Origin of the sequence: Bacillus sp. FJAT-29790 (assembly GCF_019039215.1) — a bacterium.
Classification (GTDB): domain Bacteria; phylum Bacillota; class Bacilli; order Bacillales; family Cytobacillaceae; genus Cytobacillus.
On the sequence record NZ_JAHNZZ010000001.1, the window covers coordinates 1,239,441 to 1,259,495 of the forward strand.

Annotated in this window: 18 protein-coding genes; 14 read left to right on the forward strand and 4 right to left on the reverse strand. The window is 38.0% G+C overall.

Features of this window, described 5'->3' with window-relative positions:
* The first annotated feature begins 2 nt into the window (after window positions 1-2).
* Entirely contained in the window at window positions 3-1,427 is a 1,425-nt protein-coding gene (locus BGM26_RS05770) for a purine-cytosine permease family protein (RefSeq protein ID WP_217038756.1), read from the forward strand.
* Window positions 1,428-1,709: 282 nt separating this feature from the next.
* On the opposite strand, the gene BGM26_RS05775 is transcribed toward BGM26_RS05770, so the two are convergent.
* Window positions 1,710-2,498 carry a hypothetical protein gene (locus BGM26_RS05775; protein ID WP_217038757.1) on the reverse strand — a complete coding sequence of 263 codons (789 nt, stop codon included), beginning with the start codon at window positions 2,496-2,498 and terminating at the stop codon, window positions 1,710-1,712.
* Between the two features lie 160 nt (window positions 2,499-2,658).
* Here BGM26_RS05775 and pepF point away from each other — a divergent pair, with 160 nt between their 5' ends.
* The gene (gene pepF, locus BGM26_RS05780; protein WP_217038758.1) at window positions 2,659-4,446 is read left to right on the forward strand and encodes an oligoendopeptidase F; all 1,788 of its coding nucleotides are present in this window, start codon (window positions 2,659-2,661) and stop codon (window positions 4,444-4,446) included.
* 341 nt (window positions 4,447-4,787) lie between these two features.
* Here the strand turns inward: pepF and BGM26_RS05785 are convergent, their stop codons facing one another.
* The 3 genes from BGM26_RS05785 to BGM26_RS05795 all read right to left on the reverse strand — a co-directional run bounded on the left by BGM26_RS05785 (window position 4,788) and on the right by BGM26_RS05795 (window position 6,635).
* Window positions 4,788-6,014 carry an NAD(P)/FAD-dependent oxidoreductase gene (locus tag BGM26_RS05785; protein WP_217038759.1) on the reverse strand — a complete coding sequence of 409 codons (1,227 nt, stop codon included), beginning with the start codon at window positions 6,012-6,014 and terminating at the stop codon, window positions 4,788-4,790.
* A 77-nt stretch (window positions 6,015-6,091) separates the two neighbouring features.
* On the reverse strand, window positions 6,092-6,406 hold the full coding sequence (locus tag BGM26_RS05790) for a spore coat protein (protein ID WP_217038760.1): 315 nt from the start codon (window positions 6,404-6,406) through the stop codon (window positions 6,092-6,094).
* 10 nt (window positions 6,407-6,416) lie between these two features.
* Window positions 6,417-6,635, reverse strand: coding sequence for a hypothetical protein (locus BGM26_RS05795; RefSeq protein ID WP_217038761.1), 219 nt, complete (start codon window positions 6,633-6,635; stop codon window positions 6,417-6,419).
* Between the two features lie 344 nt (window positions 6,636-6,979).
* On the opposite strand from BGM26_RS05795, the gene BGM26_RS05800 reads away from it, so the two are divergent.
* The 12 genes from BGM26_RS05800 (at window position 6,980) to BGM26_RS05855 (ending at window position 19,692) form a co-directional block, all read left to right on the forward strand.
* Window positions 6,980-7,198: a hypothetical protein gene (locus BGM26_RS05800; RefSeq protein ID WP_217038762.1), complete on the forward strand. Its 219-nt coding sequence runs from the start codon at window positions 6,980-6,982 to the stop codon at window positions 7,196-7,198.
* Window positions 7,199-7,371: 173 nt separating this feature from the next.
* Complete coding sequence (locus tag BGM26_RS21800; protein ID WP_367949323.1) at window positions 7,372-7,977, forward strand: DUF2085 domain-containing protein; 606 nt, start codon at window positions 7,372-7,374, stop codon at window positions 7,975-7,977.
* 34 nt (window positions 7,978-8,011) lie between these two features.
* Entirely contained in the window at window positions 8,012-9,064 is a 1,053-nt protein-coding gene (locus BGM26_RS05810; protein WP_217038764.1) for a PP2C family protein-serine/threonine phosphatase, read from the forward strand.
* 154 nt (window positions 9,065-9,218) lie between these two features.
* Window positions 9,219-10,478: a trypsin-like peptidase domain-containing protein gene (locus tag BGM26_RS05815; protein WP_217038765.1), complete on the forward strand. Its 1,260-nt coding sequence runs from the start codon at window positions 9,219-9,221 to the stop codon at window positions 10,476-10,478.
* Window position 10,479: 1 nt separating this feature from the next.
* Window positions 10,480-11,205, forward strand: coding sequence for a PP2C family protein-serine/threonine phosphatase (locus BGM26_RS05820; protein WP_217038766.1), 726 nt, complete (start codon window positions 10,480-10,482; stop codon window positions 11,203-11,205).
* A gap of 24 nt (window positions 11,206-11,229) precedes the next feature.
* Window positions 11,230-13,713 carry a protein kinase domain-containing protein gene (locus BGM26_RS05825; RefSeq protein ID WP_217038767.1) on the forward strand — a complete coding sequence of 828 codons (2,484 nt, stop codon included), beginning with the start codon at window positions 11,230-11,232 and terminating at the stop codon, window positions 13,711-13,713.
* A gap of 4 nt (window positions 13,714-13,717) precedes the next feature.
* Window positions 13,718-14,314 carry an FHA domain-containing protein gene (locus tag BGM26_RS05830; protein WP_217038768.1) on the forward strand — a complete coding sequence of 199 codons (597 nt, stop codon included), beginning with the start codon at window positions 13,718-13,720 and terminating at the stop codon, window positions 14,312-14,314.
* 202 nt (window positions 14,315-14,516) lie between these two features.
* Window positions 14,517-15,269, forward strand: a complete 753-nt coding sequence (locus BGM26_RS05835; RefSeq protein WP_483297771.1) for an ABC transporter ATP-binding protein — start codon at window positions 14,517-14,519, stop codon at window positions 15,267-15,269.
* Entirely contained in the window at window positions 15,266-16,282 is a 1,017-nt protein-coding gene (locus BGM26_RS05840) for an ABC transporter permease (protein ID WP_217038769.1), read from the forward strand. The genes BGM26_RS05835 and BGM26_RS05840 overlap by 4 nt, the downstream gene beginning before the upstream one ends.
* Before the next feature lie 12 nt (window positions 16,283-16,294).
* Complete coding sequence (locus BGM26_RS05845) at window positions 16,295-16,957, forward strand: TetR/AcrR family transcriptional regulator (RefSeq protein WP_217038770.1); 663 nt, start codon at window positions 16,295-16,297, stop codon at window positions 16,955-16,957.
* Between the two features lie 4 nt (window positions 16,958-16,961).
* The gene (locus BGM26_RS05850; RefSeq protein ID WP_217038771.1) at window positions 16,962-18,296 is read left to right on the forward strand and encodes an HlyD family secretion protein; all 1,335 of its coding nucleotides are present in this window, start codon (window positions 16,962-16,964) and stop codon (window positions 18,294-18,296) included.
* A gap of 436 nt (window positions 18,297-18,732) precedes the next feature.
* Window positions 18,733-19,692, forward strand: a complete 960-nt coding sequence (locus tag BGM26_RS05855; protein WP_217038772.1) for a tyrosine-type recombinase/integrase — start codon at window positions 18,733-18,735, stop codon at window positions 19,690-19,692.
* Window positions 19,693-20,055 lie beyond the last annotated feature (363 nt).

The following is a 20,055-nucleotide window of genomic DNA, read 5'->3' on the forward strand; positions in this document are numbered from 1 at the left end:
ATATGGCTGAGATTTCAAAACCGAATGTATTTACTGATGAGGAGCTACACAAAGAAGTAAAAAAGGATGACTTTGCACTTGAAAAAGTCCCACTTGAAGGAAGGACAATGGGATGGTTAAGTATTACAAATGTTACTTTAGGTGTTGCAACAGCTATGATTTTCATGCAAATGGGGAGCTTAATGGCAGTTAACTTTGGGGCTATCAATGCACTGATAGCAGAAATATATGCAACAGTTATTGCTGGTGCATTAGGTATCGGAATATGTTATTTTGCTGCTAAATCAGGATTAAATGTGAACTTATTGGCAAGGGGTGGAGGTTTTGGCTATATCGGAGCCTCAATAACCTCCTTGATCTATGCTTTAAATTTTATTATGTACTGTGCAATTGAGGGAGCTATCATGGCATTTGCTGTTCATGAGTATTTGCCAAGTATTCCAATTTGGACTCTTATGGTTGTCTTCGGTTTAATTGTTGTTCCTCTCAATTGGTTTGGAATTAAACAGTTAGATAAGCTACAAAAGTGGTCTTTGCCAATTTTTATTATTTTACTTGGTTCTGGATTCATACTCGCTTTTAAGATAACTCCAAAAATTGCAGGGAATGTATGGACATATTTACCAGAAGGATCCCAAGTAGGTGGGGCTGCACTACTTGCATGTATTGGAATCATGAATGGTTTAGTCGGAATAATGGCTCTACTTGTGTCAGACTATGCAAGATTTATTAAAAAAGAAGAATTTAAAATTGGTGTATTTGCTGTCGGATTTATCCCTCAACTAGTCTGTTTCTTAATCATGGGAATCATCGGAATATGGTTTGGAGTTCGAATGGCAGAAGTAAACCCAGGAATATATTTTGTTCAAATTCTGGGTATTGGCGGGGCATTATTTACAATTTTAACTCAAGTAAGGATCAATATTACTAACTTATATAGTGGATCATTGTCATTGGCAAGCTTTTTTGAAAACGTTTTCAAAATTAAACCAGGGAGAACATTCTGGGTTGTATTTACATCAATTGCCGCAATAATATTAATGCTAGGTGGAGTATTGGATCATTTAGGAAACCTACTTACCTTCCAAGGAGTATTTCTTTTATCATGGGGAGCAATTTTAGTGTGTGATGCGGTTGTAGTAAAGAAAATATTAAAAATTGGCCCAAATTATTTTGAACATCGCCAAGAATATCTATATGCCTGGAATCCAGTAGGTGTCATTTCAATAATTGTATCTAGCGTAATTGGTTCAATTGCTGCTTTCGGATATTTAGGCGTCTTTTTACAAAATATAGCAGCATTTTTCGCAGCAATCATAGCTTTTGTCCTTACGATTATTTTAGCAATTAGTACAAAAGGCAAATATTACAGTAAAAAAGTAGCTGATGATATTTCATCTAGCGAGTTCTTGTATAGCGATAAATAAAAGGTGACAAATGATGGATGATTGGATTGCTATTCCAAAGTAGAAGAGTGGTAAGGAGTTCTATGGAACTGAAATTCGGAATATATGAATTTTTCTGCCGTTTTAGAATATATCTGCGTTAGCACAATATATCGATAAACCTAATAGAAACCCCGATTCAATAAGCAAGCCCCGCGGCTAAAAGGATGGAGCAATTTTTATTCATCACTTGTATTATCCGGCCTTGTCGATCTTCAATGGACAAGAGAAGTGAGGAAGCTAAAAGAACAAAGACCTGTTCTTTTAGCTTTTCTTTATCTTTGATGGATTATTTACTTTGTACAAAACAGGATCCTCAACGATAAATTCTGTTTCTACATCTTTTCCTTTTGGCAATTTCTTTTTCACGATTTTCCCATCAAATTCTAGTGCCTCGCCAGGAACAAGTTCAAACTTCTTTAAAGTTTTCGAGTGAGCACACCAGGCAAGTCCCACTTCAATCGGGTTTTCTTGATGCACAACAACGTTTTCCAGTACAACTACTTCGTCATTTTCCTCATTGAAATTATTCCAGCTTAAAGCAAACTGTTTGACTGTTGCTGTAAAATGTACCTTTTCTTCCGGCAACTCCAATTTGGATGGTTTTTCTTTCTTTTCTTTCTTCTGGGCTGGTTCTTTCGGCTCTGCTGCCTTTTTAGCTTCCTTAGAAGGATCCTTTTTGGTAATTTCCTGAACCTGTGATTGCGAAGAATCTCCGGCATCAGATAGGGATGCTTTCCCGAAGCTTGCAGCTTGCATTTCCTTAAGATAAGCTGGATGAATGCAAGATAGATTCCCGTCTTGGAATTCAATAATAAGTGTGTTGCATTCAGAAGCTTTTCCATACACTTCATAACCTTTGATGGTTACGAGTCGCTGGTGATCTTTTTCCTTGTACCAAAACTGCTTTTTCACTTCTTTTGTTGTCGATAAGCCCCATTCTCTTACTTTTTCCTCGTAGTGAGATTCGTCGGCGAAAGTTTCATATTCTCCCTTGGGAGGCAGATAGGTTGTACGATTTGATTCTTCAATGTGAGGTATTGTGATAGCCATTTTTCAACATCCTTTCTTTATTATTGTACACCAATATTAAATCCACCAAAATCCATTCTTTTCTTTATTTTTTAATTGAAGGTTTTAATGGTGGATAATGAGAATATATTCAGTAATATTATTTTTTCCTAATAGTACATAAAGATAGAGGAGTGTTCAAATGACCATATATACTAGCAGAACCGAAGTGCCAATACATGAAAAATGGAATGTAGCAGATATATATACTGATCTTAGCCAATGGGAACAGGATTACGAAATTATTGAAAAAATGGCTGAAAAACTGAAGCAATATGACGGTGAAATTCAAGATGGCAACACCTTGTATCAATATCTTAAACAAAGAGAAGAATTATCCTTTTTGTTCAATAAAGTATATGCTTATGCCATGTTGAAAGTGGATGAAGATACGAGGGAAACGACAGCTCAATCATTCTTGGACTTGGCAAAACAACTTAGTGTGAAAGTTAGCGCTTCAACTTCCTTTTTCATGCCTTATTTATTAAGTTTAGATGAAGAAACATTAACAGAATACATCACTGCAGAAGAAGGATTAAAATATTTTGAAGAGGATTTATTGGAATCGTTCCGCTATAAGCCGCATGTGTTAAGTAAGGAGCAAGAAGAAGTACTTTCCCAGCTTGGAGAAGCACTTTCAGCTCCAAGTCATACATTTGGCATGATCAATAATACCGATATTAAGTTTGGAGAAGTTACCGGTGATAACGGTGATTGCATAGAGCTTACGAGAGGGATGTATTCTAAATTAATCGAAGATGAAGACCGTGAAAAGCGCAGGGAAGCCTATAAGGCATATTATCAACCTTATGTGCAATTAAAGAATTCGATTGCATCAACCCTTTCAGCTGCGATTAAAAATAATGTAACAATGGCTAAGATTCGGCATTACCCTTCAGCATTAGAAAAAGCTTTATTCGGTGATCAAGTGCCAAAAGAGGTATATGAAAATCTGATCGTTTCAACGAAAAACAATATCGCTCCACTCCATCGATATACCCGAATTCGTAAGGAAAAACTTCAGTTGGATGAATTAAGGCAATACGATATGAGTGTTCCGCTTGTTAAAGGAGTAAAACCTGTGATTCCTTATAACGAAGCGTATGAATTGATGTGCAAGGCCCTATCACCGCTTGGGGAGGAGTATATAAGCATCCTAAATGAGTTCAAAGACGCTCGGTATATTGATGTTAGGGAAACACCGGGCAAGCGGTCAGGTGCATACAATCTCGGAGTGTATGGGGTTCATCCGTTTATCCTCTTAAATCATCAGGATGATTTGGATAGTTTATTTACACTCGTTCATGAATGTGGTCACGGAGTTCATAGCAAACTGAGTTCCAATCATCAACCGCAGATTACAGCTCGTTATAGTATCTTTGTTGCGGAAGTAGCTTCTACAGTCAATGAAGTATTATTAATTAACTATTTATTAAACAATGAAAAAGATGACGAAATTCGCAAACATCTTCTTAATCATTTCATCGATCAATTTAAGGGTACATTTTTCACCCAAGTAATGTTTGCGGAGTTTGAGAAGAAGACCCATGAAATGGCAGAAAAAGGGCAGCCCTTAAATGTAGAAGTGTTTAATCAGACTTATGAATCATTGTTCAGGGAGTACAATGGAGACGAAATTGTTTTTGATGACGAAGTGAAATTTGGTTGGTCTAGGATCCCTCACTTCTATCGTCCTTTTTACGTTTACAAGTATGCAACTGGATTCGCATCAGCAATCCACCTGGCAACTAAGATTCTTGAAGGTGATCAGTTTACACTGAATTCATATTTAGAATTCTTAAAGAGTGGCAGCTCGGATTATCCTCTTGAATTGTTAAAAAAGACAGGTGTTGATTTAACTACACCATACCCGATAGAAAATTCACTAAAACGTTTTGGGGAATTAGTGGAAGAGTTTTCTAAGCTTTAAAGTGATAATCTATCGACTTGACCCCCATAGAACCAAAACGTATCGTTGTTGGGGGTCAAGTTATATTTTTAGGCTGTTTTCGCATATATTGTTGTTTTAGCCTTTAAAGTTTGCCCGTTGATTTCCGCTGCGGGCACTTGCTTTCCGCGGGGAGTGACGGGAGCCTCCTCGGCGTTACCGCCTGTGGGGTCTCCCGTTCCCTCTATTCCCGCAGGAGTCAAGCGCCCTCCGCTCCAAGCAACTCAGATTATTAAATAAAAATCACATTATAAAAGCAACAAACTTTACGAAAACAGCCTATTTTTTAAATAATCACTAGTAAATATTTGAGTAAAACACCCCTACTTGGAAGACAAATATTTCCCTCGATCAAATTGATACAAGTCCATATCTGGATGATACCCTTTTGTAATTAAATCATGGATTATTTGACTTGCAATGACACTTGTAACAGTTCCATTCCCACCATAATTTAATATAAAATAACAATTAGGAAATCCTTGTTGTGTACCAATAAGGGGGAGTCCATCGGCAGTAGTTCCGAACGTGGCTCCCCATTTATACTCCACTTTCAAGTTGGATAGGAACGGAAATAAATTTCTTATCTCGTTCAACAAGGTTTTCGTTTTACCTATTAACTTCGAATCTCTTTTAATTGGGTCAATCGTTTCCTCGTCTAATCCTCCAGCAATAATTCTGTTTTCTACTGTGGTTCGAAAATATAAATAGGGACGTGCCGTTTCCCATATTAAATCTCTAACATCCCAGCCAATTAATTCATTTATTGGTTGAGTCACAATTGCGTATGTACTCACTAATCTGACATTAGGATTACGTTTTATTTGCTGTGTTTCATAACCGGTTGCAAAAACTACCTTTTTTGTTTTAATTGTTTTTCCATTTTTTATTTTAAAATACAAGTGCTCTCCTTTTTGAATATGATTAATGATTTCCGTTTTTTCATAGATTTTTAAGCCTTTATCTATTGCTTTTTTTGCAATGGCATGTACGAGCTTATAAGGATTTACTTCTGCATCACCACTTGTATAAATCGCTGCAACTTTTGAGAATTGATACTTTTTTCTTATATCGTTAGCAGTGAAAAATTGAACAGGGAAATCATATTTTTGCAAAGTTTGAAATTCTGTTAGTAGACTCGGTTCATCGCTTGGTGTTGTCGCATAATATAAGCTAGATCTACGCCTGAAATCAGGATTACTATCAAGTGTTGAAACAAGTTGGGCTAAGCAATCAATTGCTTGTAGACAAAGCTTATAATGGCGTACTGCTTTATCTTCACCAAATGTGTGAACAAGTGAAAGTAAGCTTTTATCGTTTATTAATTGCAACAGACCTGTATTTCCATACGTGCTCCCCATCCCAATCGATCGTTTATCGACAATGACGGAGTTAATCCCGCTTTCCATTAAGTAATGTGCCACCATACATCCCGATACGCCTCCTCCTATAATTAAAACCTCGCATTCAATATCGGTCTCTAAAGATGGATAGGCTGGTGGATCAGAATAGGTATGTGGCCAAAAAAATTTCCCTGTTTGTAAATCCACACACTCACTTCCTTCGTAAATCATTCTGTAAAGAATCGACCAAAAGCCATGATGCCTGTTAACATCATGGCTTTTTATTAAATATTTGTCATATTTTGTTGAATGAGTTGACTCGTTTGTGTTTGTGTTTGCGTATATTGATTAATTTGCTTTGTAATTTCTTGGTTCAGTACGGGGGAAGATGTATTGTACATTCCATGTTGGGACATATATTGATACACTTGTCCTTGCATTGTTAATGTATTTTGTAGAAGCTGTGTAAACTTTTGACGTACTTCGGGACAATTAGATTCCGTTACAGCTGTCGTATATTCACGAGCTGTTCGTTTCAAATCGCCTAGAATCGTATAAATTAAATCGGCTTCTTGTAATATCGGTTGCTGCTGATTCATCATATCCTCCTTATTGTGGTTGTTGTGGTGCCATTGTTTGATGTTGTTGCAATAATGCCATAAGGTCTTGATAGTGTTGTTGATGCTGGTTTATTAATTGGTTGCAAAGCGTCTTCACTTGAACGTTCATGGACTGAGTACCCGTAGATACGCATTGCTTTGTTAATAAATCCTCATTCGACATCGAATCAACGATGTATTCCATTTCTTTTGCTGTCAATGGGAGCATGAATAAACCTCCTTTTTAAGAACCCTAAATCATGGGAATGGGTTCTTTTCTTGATTTAAGATGTGCCAAAAGGAGGATTCTATTCAAAAAAATAAAACTTTATTTGAATAATGATTAAAAAGTTTTTTTGTGCAGCAAAAGAGGATCTTTCGAACTCTCAACAGAACAATCGACGACAACACACAAATGAACCTTGAGAATGAAAACCAGGAAAAATTTTATTCATCTCATCACTTCACTTTACTAAAGACAAGCAATTTTATTCTTAATGGCACATACATATATGACTAGGGCTTCGTGCATTAAAATTACAAAATCGGGTTTAAACCGCGGAGGTGAAGAGGATGTCAGATGGGCAAAAGGTTTTATTTTACTTGCTTTCGTTTTTTATTCCCGTTGTAGGAATTGTTCTAGGGATTATCTGGATGAATGATCAAGATCTTGATAAAAAGAGTGTAGGTAAAAACTGTTTGATTACTGCTATTATTGCTACCGTTTTGAGCTGTGTATGCTGGTTTGCTCTCTCGGCTTTTTCGATGCTGCCAGGATATTATTACTACTAGGCTGAAAATTAAAGAGGCTGACCAAAAATATGTATCAGTCAACACAATTACAATACTTTATCGATAATCTAGATTGTGGGATTATATGGGCTTTGGTCAGCCGATTCTAATGAATACAGGAGGGATGTGCGATAACCATTTTTGAAAAGATCTCATTTTTTTTAGGCCGAGCGATCTGTCATCAGCTCCCTGATCGGACATTTATGATCAATGGTCATTATTTGCCTGTTTGCGCTAGGGATACCGGTATTTATATTGGAATTTTTAGTTCACTGCTCGTACTTTTTGCCATGAAAAAAGTTCGAGCTACAACCATCCCGAATATAAAAATTAGCTTACTTCTTTTACTCTTGCTATTTCCATTAATCATTGACGGTTTTAGTTCTTACCTCGGATTCTATTCAACAACAAACTTGATCCGTATGACAACAGGAATTTTGTTTGGAATCACTCTACCACTTTTTCTAGTTCCCTTACTTTACAATTCCTCATCAAAAGAAACGGCTATTCCAGTGTTAACGAGATTCCATGAAATTTTTATTCCCCTCTCGCTTGCAGCTGCTATCGCTTTCCTTACTTACCAATCACTATTATCATATACAATCCTTCATGTCGTGATTATCGGGACGCTTATTTTTTGGATCTCATTATTATTTATGCTTTATTTCACACGTTTAAAAAATAGGTATTTAGCAATCGGTCTTTCGTCGATAAGTAGTATTTTAGTTCTCACAACCTTGTCATATATCCATAGTCTTCTTCAGCCTTTTTATTTTTAAAATCTATATCCACCTAAAAGGAGTGAGACTAAACGTGCAGTTTCGGTTAATAGCAAGTGGAGGCATTTTATTATGTCTAAGTATTCTCCCTTTTTTTACGACAGTTGGATTAGCTAAATCAAGCAAACTGCCGACCCATATCGCCAATCTTGAGAACATGCTTAAAAACATCCCGTGCTGGGTCTATCTGCTCATTACTGGTGTTTTGATTGTTTTGTTTTATCTGATTTTTCAAAAATACATTAGAAAAGGTAGAAACCACAGCAATAGAAGCAAGCCAGATCCTTCGTCTGAACCCATTACAATTCGAAATTCAGTTTTCAAGGTGATTCCTGGAAATGCCCAGCACATAGGAGCCCGATCAGAACAGCAGGATGCCTTTGCTTTTTCAGATATTAGTGATGATCAGTTCATCCGGCAGTTTGGGGTGTTAGCGGTTTTGGCAGATGGAATGGGAGGGCTATCGGGAGGCAAAGAAGCAAGCCGATTAGCTGTCAACTCGTTTTTGGATCACTATTTGCATTCCTCTAATACACATTCAATTCCTGAAAAACTTGTAAATTCGGTGAAGATGGCAAATGATGCAGTCTTACAGTTTGCCCGCGAAAATGGCCTAGAGGGAGGTGTCGGCACAACGCTCATTGCTGCTGTGGTGCTTAATAATCAATTGTACTGTTTGTCTGTTGGGGATAGTCGGATTTATTTGCATCAAGGAGAGGCATTAACACAATTGACGACAGATCATATTTATGCAAATGAGTTAGATGAGAAAGCGGCGTTTGGAGAGATCACGATGGAGGAGGCCGAAAATGATCCCCAAAGAGAAAGCTTAACAAGTTTTCTAGGTTTGGAACGATTAGAGGAACTCGATGTGACGATGGAGCCGATACAGTTATACGAAGGGGACTCGGTCATTCTTTGCAGCGATGGTCTGTATGGATCGGTTACGAATCATGAAATGATCGATGCATGTCGCCGCTTATCCGCACAAGAGGCTGCAGAAGAACTGATTGAAATGGCGTTACGCAAACAAAAACCGAATCAAGATAACGCAACCGTTGCGCTATTAACAATTAGGATTTGTTAAAGGTCGATGTTGATAAATGCGTAATAGCGGGATGATTTTGCCAGAAGAGCCATTTTTGCGGGGAGAAACCCGCCTCTCGGATGTAAATCGATCTCGCCACTTATATCGTTTAGAGACTACTGTTGAATAAAGTTAAATAAGGGAGGGATGGATTTTGGTTCAATCTTTTAAGGGAACAGGCAGTCAAATGCTTAAAGCAACACTATTATTATCTTCATTTATCCTTATGTTTTTCTTTTCAAATCCGGTAAAAGCCGAAACGAGGTCGATTGACGAGCTTCGAAACAGTGTTGTCCGGATTCTTTGTTATGCCACAGATGGGGGCATTTATACAGGTTCTGGGTTTGCAGTTGGATCAAGTGAGCCTGTCCGTCATATTGTGACAAACTACCACGTTGTTGAGCCAAATCTTGATGGAGTGGCCATCCTCCTTTCTAAAGAAGACCAAATAGAGGCAAAGGTTATTGCATTCGATATGGTAAAAGACATTGCCGTCTTAGAATTATCTCAGGATTTGTATAAAAGACCGCCTATGGAGCTAGGGAAAATTGAAGATGTTAAAGCAAGTCAAGAAGTGTATGCACTTGGATTCCCAGGGGCAGCCGACTTAATTAATGATACGCCATCCGGTGAACCTGATGACGTCACCATTACGAAAGGAATTATTAGTAAAATTTCAACTCAGGGTGGCAGGGGGATTTTTCAAATCGATGTTGCGATAAACCCTGGGAATTCCGGCGGCCCATTAGTGAATGCCAATGGGCAAGTGATTGGAATTAATACGTTTGGAGTGACGATAGCATCTGGAATTAATGGATCAGTAAAGGTGAACGAATTGATTCCAATTTTGGAATCCCGTGGGATTGCGTATTTGACAGGCACGAATGCAATGACAGGGGAGGGAAAGGAGATTACAACCGGAACTTCAAACTCGCTCTGGTGGATCTTAGGTATTGCTGGTGCTGGGATTTTCTTTTTGCTAATCGTAGTGGTTCTTTTCGTTGTGGTTTTTAGGAAAAAAGGAAATAAGACCAGTCATGTGCCGAATCATGCACCTGCTCCCGCTCCCGTTTCATCACCGCTCGTACAAAAACCGATGTTAAATGGTCTATCAGGTTATTTTGCCGGTCAAACAATAGAATTAGATCAAAATTATTTGTCTATTGGCCGTGATGCCAAGCAATGCCAGCTAGTCTTTCCACTTCAAACGGAGGAGATTAGCAGGAGACATTGTACACTTCGCTTCGACAAAGCCAGCCAGACCTTTACGATAGAGGATAGCTCCTCAAATGGTACGTATCTGCAATCTGGTGAACGAATCCCACAAGGGAAGGTGACCCAGTTGCGTTCTGGTGATCGTTTTTATGTAAGTTCTACCGAAAACATGTTTGAAGTCCGATTGGAGAGCCGATAAAATGCAGTTCCAAACCGCGTTAATATCCGATAAAGGCGGAAGAAATGTGAATCAGGATTTTGCTGCTTACTGTGAATCAGATCATGGCGGCTGCTGGGCGCTTGCAGATGGATTAGGTGGCTATCAATCTGGAGAAGTAGCGGCGAAACTAGCTGTTGAAACGATTTTGCAGGAATATAAACATAATAGTTGTTCAAATTGGATAAAGGAGGGTATTGAAAAAACGCAAACAATCATTCATCAACAACAGAAATCCGGCATAAATAAAAGATCCATGCGAACGACCATTGTCATCTTAACTTTTGAAAATGACAAGGCATGCTGGGCCCATGTAGGTGATTCTAGGGTTTACCACATAAGGGAAGGCCGAGTGATCGCACAAACAAAGGATCATAGTGTATGTCAAGCACTTGTTAACGCTGGGGAAATTACACCAGAGCTAATACGTTTTCATGAAGACCGAAATCGGCTTTATCGGGTATTAGGATCAGACGGCGCTGTTAAAGCAACGATTCTCAATGATGAAGTATCGATTCAGCAAGGGGACGCATTCCTACTTTGCTCTGATGGATTTTGGGAGTACGTTACGGAAATAGAAATGGAGAATACAAGAATTAGCGCTTCTACACCCTTCGAGTGGCTGCAAAAGATGGAAGCGATTCTAAATGAACGTATTTTAGAAGGAAACGATAACTATAGTGCACTAGCCGTATTTGTAAGCTCTTAAACATTTTTGTAATGGGGTGAAGCGATGGCGGATTATGATCATCTTTGTTTAGGATGTATGGGGGAAAAAGGGTCGGAATCTGTTTGCCCCCACTGTGGCTGGGTAGAAGGGACACCAGCAGAAGCACCACAGCATTTGCCGCCTGGGACGATTTTACATGAGAAATATCTGCTTGGCAGAGTTCTTGGACACGGCGGTTTTGGGATTACGTATTTAGCTTGGGATATGAATCTAGATATGAAACTAGCCATTAAGGAGTATATGCCGCGTGACTTTGCAACAAGGGCACCAGAACAAACAATGGTTTCCGTTTTTTCAGGCGGGCTTGATACTCATTTTGAACATGGTTTAAAAAATTTTTTAGATGAAGCAAAAACATTAGCGCAATTTAATAATCATCCTGGAATTGTTGGTGTCCGTGATTTTTTTAGACAAAATGGAACTGCTTATTTAGTGATGTACTATCTGGAAGGAATTGATTTTAAACAATATTTAGCAACACAAGGGGGGAAAATTCCTTTTCAGGCGGCTCTTTCGATTATGATGCCTGTCATAGATGCATTACGCGAAGTCCATCGAACAGGGACGCTGCACCGGGACATTAGCCCGGATAACATCTATATAACGGCTGAAGGGCAAGTAAAAGTATTGGATTTTGGCGCAGCTCGCCATGCAATTAGTGAGTTTAGTAAAAGTATTTCGGTCATTTTAAAACCTGGATATGCACCGGAAGAACAATACCGCAGTAAAGGAAAACAAGGTCCATGGACAGATGTGTATGCAACGGCAGCAACTCTTTACCGGGCAATCGTTGGGCATGTTCCGCCTGAATCACTTGATCGGCTTGAAGAAGATTCCATTGTCCCTCCTTCCAAACTAGGTGTCGAAATTCCTGAAAAAGCAGAAGCTGCATTAATGAAGGCTTTAGCGGTTAAGGCCGCTGATCGCTATCAATCAATGGAAGCATTTCAACAAGATTTATTTACCAATACGGATTTAAGTGTTGAACCTATTGAGGCTGTTTCAAGTAGTGCAGCTATAGCACCTGATCCGAAAACAAAAGCAGTAAAAAATAAACAGGCTCCAATCGATCCACCAAAGAAAAAAGCGATTTCAAAATGGGTTTGGATTGGTGGTGGAGTAGCGGTTGCCATCTTTTTGACTGTAGGCCTTATCGGGACTCTATTTATATTGGGGTTATCAGCAGATGAGGAGCCGGCAAAACCTGCAACAAATGTCAATTTGGCTGATCAACCTCAGAAAAAGAACACTGGCAACATTCAAAAAACAGTCAAACAAGTGACTGTTCCAAAGGTGATAAATACCCGTGAAGACGATGTAAAGCTTCTATTAGAGAATGAAGGATTGAAGCTTGGAGAAATCACCTATGTGGAGAGTATTTATGCAAAAAAAGGAGTGGTAATGAACCAATCACTGAAGCCTGATGATAAGGCGAATGAAAATGATGCCATAAACCTAGAGGTTAGTAAAGGGATCGAACTTCCATTTGATAAAGAAACAATTAAAGCAAAAGGACTGGATCTCGTAAATGAATACTGGGATAAGGGGTATGAGTTGGATGGAAATAGTGATACAGAAGGAGCCTTAAAATATTATCTTCAAGCGAGAGATATGGCAAGTGTCCTTTATTTTTCAAGTATTGGTCACCCCGATGTTTTATACTCCCTCGGTTTATTAGAATATAATACCGCAATTCGTAAACTAGATTTAGGTTATTATGAATATGCCCTCCATGATATTAGAAATAGTGTACTTTGGCTAGAAGATTTCTTAGAAGAGGACGAAGATTTTCGAAAGGACCCGGTTCAATTAGCCGTTTCATATGGAGAGCAGTCCTACATTCAGCTTCTAAATAATATGCCTGAAGAAGCGGCAAAATCAGCTGTAAAAGCACTTGAAATTGATCCAGATAATATCATGTATCAAATCAATGTCGCTCATGCTCATTTATTATTAGGTGATTATGATTATGCAGAAGATATATATGGAGAGTTAATGAATGAAAAAGTCAATGACAATCAGACTGTTAAAGAATTTGTTTTAGAAGATTTCAAGTATTTTAGAAAAATTAATATTACTCATCCTGATATGGAGAAAATCGAAAAAATATACACGGATTCGAATGCTGCTATGTACTCGGATGAAGATGAAGTAGAAATTACGATATATGCCAATGGGATCGCTTTTGAGGAAGAGGACGTGAAGGGTTATATGATGACGATTGATCCGAACACGCCCGATTATGCTGGAGCGGAGAAAGACGTCACCGCCTTTTTCGCAAATTTTGACAAAATTGAAGTAACGATTGATTCGATAGACGTTTTGGAGGTAAATGGCAATACCGCAAAGGCAAAAGTGGTTCAATCACTCACTTATTCAGATAGCACCCAAGGGTATGTCTCAAACAGTACATTGATTCATTATCTTGTCCGTTCGGATGGGCTTTATAAGTGGCTAATTACGAGGACGGAAGTTAAAGGGGGTTAAAAACATGAAGCGCTGTTCAAGCGGACATTATTATGATGAAACAAAACATAGCTTATGTCCACATTGTGGGGTCAATATTGATTTAAACTTAGGCGTGACGATGCCAAAGCGACCAACAGCAGGAGACGACCTTGCAAAAACGCAAGCAAAATATCCAGATGCTAGTCCTGAATTAGGTAAAACTGTCGCCAGAATACCAGAAGGAATGGGGCCCCGACAAAATGACGGAAAAACCATTGCTGTGATACGAAAACAAATGGGTATCGATCCGGTCGTAGGCTGGTTAGTCTGCATCGAAGGACCAGATAAAGGCAAAGACTTCCGAATTCGCAGCGAACGAAACTTCATTGGACGCTCCGAAAAAATGGATATCTCTATTACGGGAGATGAAGCGATTTCAAGAGAAAACCATGCGATTGTCAGCTATAGTCCGAAGAAACAACAATTTCGAGTCTATCCTGGCGAATCACGGGGGCTAGTCTATCTAAACGATGAAGAAGTCATAACTGCAGACGAGCTTAAGCTATACGACATCATTGAACTAGGAAAAACAAAGTTGATGTTTGTTCCGTTTTGCAGCGGGCAGTTTCAGTGGGAATAATAATTACTTTAAGTGGCTAGAGCAACTAAAAAGAGAATATCTTATTGAGAACGATGAAAGACACTTCATTTTATTGAAGTGCCTTTTTTAATTGGAAAAAATCGAGATAGATCATTCTAATATTAATTATTGACAATTCCAAAAAAATAATTTACATTTCATATGAGTGATTACTCACATTATTTCCGAAAGGAGTAACCCGGTGCAAAATTTAAATGATGGAAAAATCTCAACATCTCCATGTATCCGGATTGAACATGTAGATAGGTATTTCGGGAAAAAGCAGGTGCTCTTTGATATTAGTTTAGATATTCCGTATTCCCAAATTCTTGGGATACTTGGTCCATCCGGATCAGGAAAAACAACGCTCGTTAAATTGATTGCGGGAATTGATATTGCCACTCGTGGAGAGGTATATGTAGGGAATGAAAAGATGCCGAAGCTTCATATGATGAACAAAATCGGCTATATGTCACAGGCCGATGCCTTATATGGCGATCTGACGGCAGAAGAAAACCTTAACTTTTTTGCTTCGATGTACAAGTTAACAAGATCACAGAAAAAGCAAAGAATGCATGAAGTGCTGGAGCTTGTTAATTTAGCGGAATTTTCAAAAAGACAGGTCAAACAATTTTCCGGTGGGATGAAACGTCGTCTATCTTTAGCTATCGCACTCCTGCATGAACCTCCTATTTTAATACTAGATGAGCCTACGGTAGGAATTGATCCCATTCTTCGCAAATCGATTTGGGAAGAGCTGCGTCAAATATGTGACAACGGAACGACGATTATTCTAACGACTCACGTGATGGATGAGCTTGAGAAATGTGATAACCTAGGCATGATTCGTGATGGGAAATTAATTGCATTAGGCACTCCCGCGGAACTGAAAGCGGAGTCATCTTCAACCACCATTGAAGATGCATTCTTGTACTATGGAGGGAAAACCGAATGAGATCCATAGCCATTATGATTCGAATCATCCTTCAATTTAAACATGATAAACGCACGATTGCTCTCATGATTTTTGCCCCAATATTTGTCTTAACATTCATGTCATTTATTTTTAGTGATGTAGAATATCATCCGAAAATTGGCATTATTAATGCGCCCACGTCTTTTGTAAATAAGCTTGAGGAAAACGATGCCAAAGTGATGAGGTACGATGAAAGTAATGCTCATGAGGCACTGCGATTGTCAGAAGTGGATGCAATGATTAATTTCAAAAGCGGTGTTCCGGAAGTTCAATTAGAAGGCAGTGACCCTGCCAAAAGTAAGGTTGTTTTGATGCTGATACAAAAGGTAAATCAACCTGCGATTCCAGCTGCTCAACCAGACATTACTTATTTTTATGGGTATGAAGACATGACTTCTTTTGATAACTTTGGCCCAGTTCTAATTGGACTTTTTGTTTTCTTTTTTGTTTTTTTAATTTCGAGTGTTGCCTTTCTTAGTGAACGAACATCTGGTACGTTAGAAAGATTGCTAACAACACCGATTCGCAGATGGGAAATTGTCGTTGGGTATGTACTTGGATTTGGTTTTTTTACAATCATCCAATCTGCACTTGTAGCGTGGTACACGATTCATGTTCTTGATATTATCATGGTTGGCTCATTTGGCTTCGTTCTTCTTATCACAATTTTAACGGCAATGGTTGCACTTTCAATCGGAATCCTAATCTCGACATTTGCAAATAATGAACTGCAAGTGATCCAGTTCATTCAAGTCATTTTAGTCCCACAAGTATTTTTTTCAGGTCTATTTGATATTAGTACGATGCCAACCTGGCTCCAATTGGTTGGCCGGATTATGCCATTATCTTATGTAGTCGATGCACTAAGAAGCATTATGATTCGCGGAAAAGGCTGGGAATATATTGCCATTGATGTCTATATCCTAATGGCGCTTTTTCTATTCTTTATGGTAGTAAATATATTTGCGCTCAAGAAATATCGTAAAATTTAAGGAGTGACTAAATTGTCGGTAAAAAAACTACTTCAACAACTTAGCGACTTACCTAATGCAGAAGTATCTATGACCGAAAAGCAATTAAGTATTATCAGTGCAGCGATTGAAATATTTTCTGAAAAAGGATTTGCATCTACTTCAACTAGTGAAATTGCCCAAAAAGCAAATGTAGCGGAAGGTACGATCTTTCGCCATTACAAAACAAAAAAGGATTTATTATTAACGATTCCAGATTATGTGAGCAAATTACCAGTTTCAAAGAATTTGCTGAAGGATATTAATACCATTATTAGGGATCCTGATGCGAAATTTGAAGACCTTTTGCATGTGATTATTCAAAATCGAAAGAACTTTGCCACTGCCAATATGACACTAATTAAAGTTTTATTTCAAGAACTTCCATTTCATCCTGAATTGAGGGTAAAATTACTATCCCTTTTAGTCCCGATAATGAAAAATTTCGCAGAAGCAATCGATGTCTTCAAAGAGCGAGGGCAAATTATCGATTTACCAACAAGCACTATTGTAAATTTAATCATTAGTTCGATGATGGGTTACATCTTTACACATTATGTCATCCCATTCGAACAAGATTGGGATCATGAAAAAGAAATAGAGCAGTTCATTCGCTATATTATGAACGGAATTGGTAAAAGTAACCAAAAAGGGTGATTTTATGAAAAACAAATGGATGTATTTATTGATAATTTCTTTAATGATCATGGCAGGTTGTTCTGTAAAAGTAAGTAATCTCATGTCCAAAAAAGGTTCAGAGAATTTAACTTTAACAGGAGATATTCAAAACAATATTATTTCTGCCACTAGTACGGTCTCTGGTAAAATCACCGAAATGAATAAAGAGCAGGGCGAGCCCGTCAAAAAGGGAGATATTATTGCAGTCATCGATCCTACTAATCAAAAATATGTGGTTGACCAATTACAGGCTGTCGTTCATATGAAAAAAGCAAAGCTTGAGGAATTGCAAGCGGGATCTCGCCCACAACAAATAGAACAAGCACAGGCACATGTTCGTGCGATCGAGGCAAAACTTGAGGAATTACAAGCAGGAACGCGTCCACAACAAATAGAGCAAGCACAAGCGAATGTTCGTGCTGCTAAAGCCCAGCTAGACCTTGTAACTTCTGGTAACAAGGAGGAGCAAATTGAGCAGGCAAAAAATAATGTTTCAATTGCCCAAGAAGCACTAAATAGCCAACAGATTACGTATAACTTTGAAAATACACAATATAATAAAGCTTTAACACTCTATAACGAAGGAATTATTCCAAAAAATGAATTGGATCAAGTAGAATTAAAATTAGATACAGCAGCCAAACAGCTGTCTTCATTAGAATACCAATTAGAAAATGCCAAACAACAGCAGGCATTACTTCAAAAAGGTTCAACTTCTCAAGAAATAAGTGTAGCCAAAGCGAATTATGATGCTGCGAATGCACAATTAAAATTACTTCAAAGTGGAGCAACCAAACAGGCGATTAGCGCAGCACGAGCTGAATTAGACCAAGCGAATGCACAATTAAAATTACTTCGAAGCGGGGCAACTGACCAAACAATTAGTGCGGCACAAGCCGAATTAGACCAAGCAGTCGCACAATTAAAACAGGGTGAAAATACGTTAAATAACTATACGATTGTCGCTTTAGAGGATGGAATAATCATTAGTAAAAACTTTGAATTAGGCGATGTCGTCAATATCGGCAGTGTGATCGCTGATGTCGCAGTAGTCAACGAAGTATATGTCGTCTGCTACATCCCAACTGAATACTTAGACAAAATTTATTATAATCAAGAAGTATCCGTCAAAACCTCTTTAGGCATTCAGACCGGCAAGTTGAATTTTATCGCTTTAAAAAATGAATATACACCAAAAGATAAGCAATCTACTTCTGATAGCAAACGGATCGCAACGAAAATAAAAGTCGCAATCGATGATCAAAAAGGAAAATTAAAATCTGGCATGACAGCAGATGTGGAGATTCCTTTGAACTAGAAAGCCCTCTTAACTACTTGATGGATTTCTATGGTTATCTTGAGATGGAAGCGTGTGCGAAGAATCTAATAGTTTATTCCGTTTTGTAAGCCACAATGAGTAATATATATCTATATAGAAAGAACCTGCTTTTAAATGTAATTTTCAAAAGCAGGTTTTTTTGTCATAGATTCCTATTAATAAAGTTTTCTATTTTTATCTAAAAATGCTTAATGGATTGTGAGGAGGTATTTATAATTTTTAAAGGGCAGAAAATGGATAAAAACAGCAATTTACATAAAGAACATTAACATATAATCCTTCGATCCATTCAATCTAATGTTCTTAAAACCCTCCTATCTGCATTACCGCGCATAATATCTCTTATGTGCGGTAAATGAAGTTTCATAGTATAATGATAAAAACATAGGAACCATTTAGCCATTGGAGGATCATCATGGAATTTAGTAAAAGTTTACTCACCTCATGGTATGAAGAAGAACTTTCCATTTTCCAAACGGATATGGATAACAAAGATTACTCGCCTTTTACAATCGATAACTATACTAGAGACGTAATAATGTTTTTAGCTTATATTACACGCAATCAATCGGATAAAATTGATTTGGGTCATGTAAAGAAAATGCAAATTACTTTGTATATGAATATGCTGAAGACAAAAAGAGGAAATAGTGCAACAACACGGAATCGCAGATTAACTTCTGTACGTTCTTTTTATAAATGTTTAATGTCGTATGAGCTTGTCAATCATAATCCGGCTGCTGAATTGGAAAGTGCAAAAGAGAGAACAGGAGCACTTCCAACTTATTTAGAAAAGGACGAACTGAAATTATTTTTTGGTGAAATTGAACATATCAGTCAAGAAAGACATGTGATGCGGAACAAAGTGATGTTAGGTTTAATGGCTTTTGCTGGTTTACGCGTAACAGAAATACATCTTCTCAACCGTTCTTACATAAATACAGAAAAGAAAGGCATTACAGTAGTAGGTAAAGGGAATAAATCCAGGTATATTCCGCTGCCACATGCGCTCTTTGAACAACTTATCGATTATATTAAAAAAGAACGTGAATTCCCGATGAAAGGCTATGAAGATGCTGTTTTCATCTCACGGCGCGGCAAGCGTATTTCCAGACGGAGAATTCAAGAGATTACAGAACGAATTCGCAGCAGCCTAACTGAACAAACCGAATTTGACAGCTGGAAAGCGCAAAAAATCTCGAGCCATAAGCTTCGTCATTCATTTGCAACCCATTTAGTTCAAGACGGCATCGACATCCGGACAGTACAAGAATTACTTGGGCATTCCAATTTAAATACTACTCAAAAATACACTCACGTATCAGATAAGCAGAAGGAAAAAGCAATGGAAATGGAAATTGGACAGTATTTTTGATAGGTGAATTCCCTTGATTATTTGTATAAATATTCATCGTTTTGATTTTTGTTACAAAGAATCGCGGGTTTACATTTTCGGAAATGAATATTTAACCACTTTATCTATTTTTCGATAGATATGGGTAAAGATGTATTTGCCTCAATTTTAATACTATACATGTCTAATTGGCCGATTAGGATGTGAGAAACTTTTTTATGATTTCTTTTCCTTTGGCTGTTTTCTAATGATTGTTGTTTTTAAACAAGTTTTGTATAAATTTGATTGGAGCGGAAGGGGCGAGACTCCTGCGGGAGAAGCAGGACAGGTGAGACCCCACAGGCGCAAGGCGCCGAGGAGGCTCACCGCCTGCCCCGCGGAAAG